The sequence below is a fragment of the Bradyrhizobium niftali genome (assembly GCF_004571025.1).
GTDB lineage: Bacteria > Pseudomonadota > Alphaproteobacteria > Rhizobiales > Xanthobacteraceae > Bradyrhizobium > Bradyrhizobium niftali.
Genome location: NZ_SPQT01000080.1, coordinates 1 through 6,137, shown reverse-complemented (window position 1 = coordinate 6,137; position 6,137 = coordinate 1). Strand labels below are relative to the sequence as shown.

Sequence of the window (6,137 nt, the reverse complement as noted above, 5' to 3'; positions counted from 1 at the left end):
CCGCTATCCGATCCTTCTTCAGGTTCGTGTCCTTCGAGGAGCCGGCACACAGTGCGCTGATCCAGCGCGTGCTCGCCATTCCGAGCAAGCGCCACGATAAGCGACAGGTGCACTTCCTCACGCGCCCCGAGATCGAGGCGGTTCTCGCAGCGCCCGATCGAACGACGTGGCTTGGCCGCCGCGATCACACCTTGCTGCTGCTCGCGTCCCAGACAGGCTTACGCCTCTCCGAGCTGACTGGCCTTGACCGGGATGCCGTCCACCTCGGGTCTGGCGCACACGTACGATGCGTCGGCAACCCAATTGGCGATCGTGGCGCCGGCGTCGTCGAGATCGAAGAAGAGAGTCTCCTTGAGCAGCTCGTCACGCATCCGGCCGTTGCACGAAGCCGTTCTGCATCGGCCTTCCCGGTGCAATGAAGTGCCAGTCGATGGCTGCGTCCCTGCACCAGGCGAGCATGGCATTGCAGGTGAACTCGGTGCCATGGTCGGACACGATCATTCCTGGCTTGCCGCGTCGTTCGACGACGGCCGTCAGTTCGCGAGCGACGCGTCGTCCTGAGATCGACGTATCCGGAATGGCGCCCACACATTCCTTGGTGACGTCGTCGACGATGTTGAGGATGCGGAAGCGCCGACCGTTGGCGAATTGGTCGTGGACGAAATCCAGCGACCAGCGTGCGTTGGGCATCGCCTCGACTAGGATCGGGGCACGGGTCCCCACGGCCTTGCGGCGAGCCCACCGCTTGCGGACGGTGAGCCCTTCTTCCCGATAAAGCCGGTAGATCCGGTTGATCCCCGATGGCTCACCCTCCCGCCGCAGCAGCACGAACAGCCGGCGGTAGCCGAAACGCCGCCGCTCGTTGGCAAGGTCACGCAGCCGGCCACGGAGAGTCGCGCCCGGAGGACGGCTCGAGCGATAGCGGATCATCTTCCGATCCGCTCCGAATCGAACAGGCCCGCCGCTCCGACGGGCTCATGAGGGCCTGCAGATGCGCGACCGCGCTTGGCGGCGGGCCTTACCATTAATGGATGGTCCGCCCCGTCCTCCTCCCTCATCATAGGAAGGTCGGATCAAAAGAGGAGAGTATCATGGCCCGTCGCAATTTGCCGCGACCGGCGGCTGTCTATGGGGTCGACATTGGCAAGAACCTGTTCCACGTCGTTGGCCTGAGCTGCGACGGCACACCTGTTCAGAAAGTTCGCTTTCGACGGGACACCCTTCTTCAGTTCTTTGCTCGCGCACAACCAAGCATAGTTGGCATGGAATCCTGCGCCGGTTCACAGTGGCTCGCCCGGAAGATACAGGCACTTGGTCACAAGGTGCGCCTGATCCCCGCGCAATTCGTGAAGCCCTACGTGAAGTCAAACAAGAACGATATCATCGACGCCGAGGCGATCGCTGAGGCCGCGACGCGACCGACAATGCGCTTCGTCGCCGTGAAGGAGGAGGACCAGGTCGATCTTCACGCGCTGCATCGAATCCGTGACCAGATGGTCGGCTCGAGGACACGCCTGATCAATCAGATGCGGGCTTTCTGCCTCGAGTACAGTGTACCTTTGCGTCAGGGTGCCGGAATATTCAAACTCGAGTTGCCGCGCGCTTTGAATGACGAAGGAAACGATTTGTCACCAGTGATGCGTCGCCTGGTGGGTGATCTCTTCGCCGATCTCCGCCGCCTCGAAGAGCGGATTCGCGAAGTGACACAGGAGATCGAAGCGGTCGCCGATCGAGAGGACGTCACACGCCGGCTGATGACAATCCCTGGTATCGGCGCATTGGGTGCGACCGCCGTACTTGCCGGATCGGTGATGGGCTGCAGTTTCGTAAGGCCCGCGACCTTGCTGCCTGGCTGGGGTTAGTGCCCAGGCAATACTCGACCGGCGGAAAACACACGTTGCTTGGCGTCAGCAAACGCGGCAACCGTTATGTGAGAAAGCTTCTAGTGCATGGCGCGCGATCCCGCTTCCGGCATTTGGACCGGACGCGCGATCGCCTAGGAAGCTGGCTCGACGGGCTCCAGGCTCGGATGCATCCGAACAAAGGCCGCTGTCGCTCTAGCCGCCAAGATGGCCCGCATTGTCTGGGTGGTCTTCAACAAGCCTGGGGCTCTCTACGAACGCAGAGATCCTGCTTTCACCTGACGCTTCTGGCTTCGATTGCAAGGCTCGGGAACAGGGATGACGAAACAGTGGATCAACATGCCGTAAGCCCTGTGCAAAAAAGCGGGCTTCGTGCCCGAACCATTTATTGGGAACGGCGTGCGCGGATCTCATCATGGCCTGGCTGCAACAGCAGTCCACTCGCGAGAGGCCGGATACATTTATGCAACTGGAACCGTCATTTTTGCTGTTACGAACCCTTGATCGGACGGGACGGACCATACATTTTTGAAAGAAGCTCGCGAAGGGCGGCGGCGTCGAGCATCTGCTCGGCTAGAAGCTTCTTCAGCTTCGCGTTCTCGTCCTCCAGCGCCCTCAGCCGCTTCGCCTCTGAAACGTCCATGCCGCCGAATTTGGCTTCCAATTGTAGATCGTTGCTTCCGAGACCCCGTGCTTGCGAGCCAGGTCGGCCGTCTTTGCCCCAGCCTCATGCTCCTTCAACACTGCGATAATCTGCTCTTCCGTGAACCTTGCTCGCTTCATCTGTCCGTCCGCGCCCGACGCGAAGCGGGGACTGAAGTCTTTCGAAGAGCCGGAGCCGACGCGACCGCATGCGGGCGTCGTCCCGCGCGTACGCCCACAGCCACCCTTTGCGTCTTGCCGGATCCGGGAGCCAGTGTCGGTCGTCTCATCGGCGAAGATCCGCTCACCCTGCTTGATCTTCTCCAGCACGTAGTCGGCGAGTGGCTACAATTCGAAGCCGACCTTGCCCATCCGTGCGTAAATCGCTTTTTGCGGGTAGAGAGGCAGCCCGTCCGCATATTTGGCAACCGCGATTCGAGCAAGAAGCGCTTCGGTTTTCTTGAGCGATGCAGATCCCGAGTTTCGCCTCGTCTGGATTAACAGACGTGGTCAGGTCACTGTGACCTAGTCTGTTTTAGTGTTTCGGCTAGAGATTCTTCGAATATCTCAAGCCCCTGATTTAGAGTCTCGAGGTCGATCGTGAGTGCGGGAAAAAATTTTACGACCTGATCAAGGGGGCCGCATCGTTCGACAATCAATCCCTTCTCAAAAGCCTTGCGTGTCGTAATCTCCGCGATTTCAGCCATTTGGCAATCGAATCCCAAGGCCATGCCCCGGCCTCGAACAGCAAAACCATTTCCATGCTCGGATGCAATGGCCTCAAGTCGCCGCCTCATAAGTTCTCCCATACGCTGCACCCCCTGCGAGAAAGTCAGGCAACGCCAATAAAGATTTATAGCTGCGGTTGCAGATACAAGTGCAAGGTTGTTTCCTCGAAACGTGCCCGTGTGTTCTCCTGGCCGCCATGCGTCGAGCCCCTCTCTAATCAACAACATTGATAATGGCAGACCATACCCACTTAGCGATTTCGACAGTACGACAATATCTGGCGATAACGATGCGAACTCGAAGCTAAAGAAATCGCCCGTGCGACCACAGCCCATCTGGATATCGTCAACTATGAAGAGGGCACCAACCTTTTTTGCCAGGGCCTGAACTGATTGCAACCATTCCTTACTCGCTACATTTATGCCACCCTCTCCCTGCACAGTTTCGACGAGAATGGCCGCTGGACAATCGACGCCACTGCTCTCGTCCATTAGTACCTTTCGCAGATAGTCAGCCGTATCAACACTTGGCCCAAGGTAGCCATCATAGGGCATGAAAGTTGCGCCCGACAAAGACACGCCGGTAGCTGTGCGATAAAAGCGATTACCGCTGACGGCAATCGCTCCTAAACTCATTCCATGATAGCCCTGCGTGAAGGAAATGATGTTTTGACGTTTTGTGACTTTGCGTGAGAGCTTTAAAGCTGCCTCGATGGAATTAGCACCTGTCGGCCCCGTGAATTGGAACCGGTATTGCAGATTCCGTTCCCGAAGTATGACGGAGCTGAAAGTCTGCATAAATTCGAGCTTTGCAGGGGTGGCCATGTCGAGCCCGTGGACTACGGCATCCGATGCTAGATACTCCGTAATAGCAGCTTTGATTTGGTGATTATTGTGGCCGTAGTTGAGCGTTCCAGCACCGGAGAGGAAGTCAATGACCTTTCGACCAGCTTCCGTTAACATAATCGAACCGCGTGCTCGACTGAAAATAGCCGGAAACGAACGCGAGTATGAGCGGACGTTTGATTCTAGGGCCTCCAAGGCCTGCATTCTACATGGTTCTTTAATCACTCGTGTTTCCTCACAAAGTAAGTGGGTCTCTCAGATCGCGCGAGCTGTCGATATAGTAACCGGAGCGTGCGCGCGTTGGGCCTTACGCCGTACTACGCGCCTGAATGGTTCCGCTCACCTACTTGAGAGCCGGGAACAATGAAACTACCAACTCTAATAGTCTTCCGCTCTGACGACGCGGGGCCACAATGAGATTGGTAGGGATTTATGGATGTGAAACGATAGGGGTGCGATTATCGACAGCCGCATCTTTTCCAGATGGGAGGACACGCCTCTGTCGGACGGAACGCGCTAAAGCCGTTTGCCAACAGCGCAGGACGAGGAGGCCCGCGTGGACGGTCTGAAGTGGACCCCGGATTTCGTTGACTAATTGCATTTCACGCCGTTCCGTCGCAACAGACGGACGCAGAGGATTAGACGGAACATTGACGCGGCGCTGAAGGCGAAGATTGGGCTGGAGGCCGTGCGAAAGGCTGCTCCCGAACAGACCCATCTGCGGTCGCGGTCCTCGATTGTGTCGGTATCCGTTCCTTGGCATTGCGCGTATCGCGCGACCTGAGTCTCTCCCCGATTCTGGTCGTGAGAGGTTCTGGATGCGCCAGAAAGCAGGGCATCTGATGGCGATCGATGCCCCAAGGCCTGATCGAGAAGCGCAGAGAGCGCCGCAAGTGCGTCGATGCTGACAAACGGCTGAAAAGGCTGGGCGTCAGAGCATGCCGTCCGGCGATTGTTAAAGGCGACTAATGCCAGGCTGCTGATCCCTGCCGATAGCGCCGCTTCATGCGGCCAGCTGTCTGGCCAGTGGTAGACGAAGCCAAAAAGGGTTAGCGGAACATTGATCACGTAGGCTAATCGGTTCGCGTTGGAATTGAGGTAGAACCCTTCGTCGCTGAAATTAAGAGCGTAACTTCTGTAGTATGGCAGCCAACCGAGAAGGATAGCTGTGGTTGCGGCGGACAGAGCAGTCCTGATCCTCCTCCGAATGAGTGGACACCTGAAGTAGGCTCAGAGAGCCCGGAGGTGTCGAATGCCAGGACGTCAACGTCGGTTGTTCACGGACGACTATAAGCGCGAAGCCGTTGAACTGGCGGTATCGAGCGGTCGATCGATCGGAACGGTCGCCAAGGAACTCGGTCTGCGCGTCTCGGTGCTGCGTCGCTGGGTGGATAAGCTCCGGCAGGAGCCGGCATCGACGGCGTGGCGCCCCACCACGCAGGCGACGCCGATGTCGGCGGACCAGGCTTCGGAGATCACCCGCCTACGCCAGGAGAGCGAAACGCTGTGCATGGAACGCGACATTTTAAAAAACTGTCCAGCGTCGTGGCGCGCCTGCGCGGGATAGAAACAGCCTTGTGCTATCCCTTGGCTCGGAGGGTAGCGGCCGTCAGCTTATTGGAGGCACTGTCCCCGTTAAAAAACGTGGTCCATGGGCGCATGCGGACTTGAGAGTGGTGACGCCGTTTCGGCGGCGATCCCGATTTAGGAAGATGACAAATTGGCATAGCCCAGACCCTCCAGCCCATCATCGGACGGAGGAGTTGCGATGCCTAAGAGGACAACCGGTGGCGGCCCGGACTTAAACCCGGTCAACCTCGGCGCGGCCGCTATCGATATCGGATCAAAGATGCACATGGCCGCGGTGAACCCGGCCTGCACCGACACGCCAGTGCGTGCATTCGGCACATTCACGCAAGACCTGCATGAGCTGGCGGACTGGTTCAAGACGTGCGGCGTGACCAGTGTCGCGATGGAATCCACTGGAGTCTATTGGATCCCAGTCTACGAGATCCTAGAACAGCGCGGGTTTGAGGTCATTCTGGTCAACGCGCGGTAC

3 protein-coding genes and 5 pseudogenes are annotated in these 6,137 nt (G+C 58.2%); 4 read left to right on the top strand and 4 right to left on the bottom strand.

What is annotated here, in order from left to right; translation table 11 throughout:
- Positions 1 to 296, top strand: a pseudogene (locus E4K65_RS49380) (integrase); the annotation flags it as partial.
- Here E4K65_RS49380 and E4K65_RS46035 read toward each other — a convergent pair.
- A pseudogene (locus E4K65_RS46035) lies at positions 282 to 1,003 on the bottom strand (DDE-type integrase/transposase/recombinase); the annotation flags it as partial. The pseudogenes E4K65_RS49380 and E4K65_RS46035 sit on opposite strands and share 15 nt — an antisense overlap.
- An 88-nt stretch (positions 1,004 to 1,091) precedes the next feature.
- On the opposite strand from E4K65_RS46035, the pseudogene E4K65_RS46030 reads away from it, so the two are divergent.
- Positions 1,092 to 2,144: pseudogene (locus E4K65_RS46030) on the top strand (IS110 family RNA-guided transposase).
- 244 nt (positions 2,145 to 2,388) lie between these two features.
- Here E4K65_RS46030 and E4K65_RS46025 read toward each other — a convergent pair.
- The 3 genes and pseudogenes from E4K65_RS46025 to ectB form a co-directional block, all read right to left on the bottom strand.
- Positions 2,389 to 2,645: pseudogene (locus E4K65_RS46025) on the bottom strand (transposase); the annotation flags it as partial.
- Positions 2,646 to 2,721: 76 nt separating this feature from the next.
- Positions 2,722 to 2,960: pseudogene (locus tag E4K65_RS46020) on the bottom strand (IS66 family transposase); the annotation flags it as partial.
- Positions 2,961 to 3,019: 59 nt separating this feature from the next.
- Positions 3,020 to 4,282, bottom strand: a complete 1,263-nt coding sequence (gene ectB, locus E4K65_RS46015) for a diaminobutyrate--2-oxoglutarate transaminase (RefSeq protein WP_135179682.1) — start codon at positions 4,280 to 4,282, stop codon at positions 3,020 to 3,022.
- A 1,069-nt stretch (positions 4,283 to 5,351) separates the two neighbouring features.
- On the opposite strand from ectB, the gene E4K65_RS46010 reads away from it, so the two are divergent.
- A complete protein-coding gene (locus E4K65_RS46010) occupies positions 5,352 to 5,645 on the top strand; it encodes a transposase (RefSeq protein ID WP_167771697.1) in 294 nt (97 codons plus the stop codon).
- Between the two features lie 201 nt (positions 5,646 to 5,846).
- Positions 5,847 to 6,137, top strand: a 291-nt coding sequence (locus E4K65_RS46005) for an IS110 family transposase (protein WP_167771645.1), incomplete at its 3' end; no start/stop codon positions are given.

Coding starts and splice junctions, on each gene's coding strand:
- ectB (WP_135179682.1), bottom strand. CDS start 4,282: ATGCAGGCCTTGGAGGCCCTAGAATCAAACGTCCGCTCATACTCGCGT.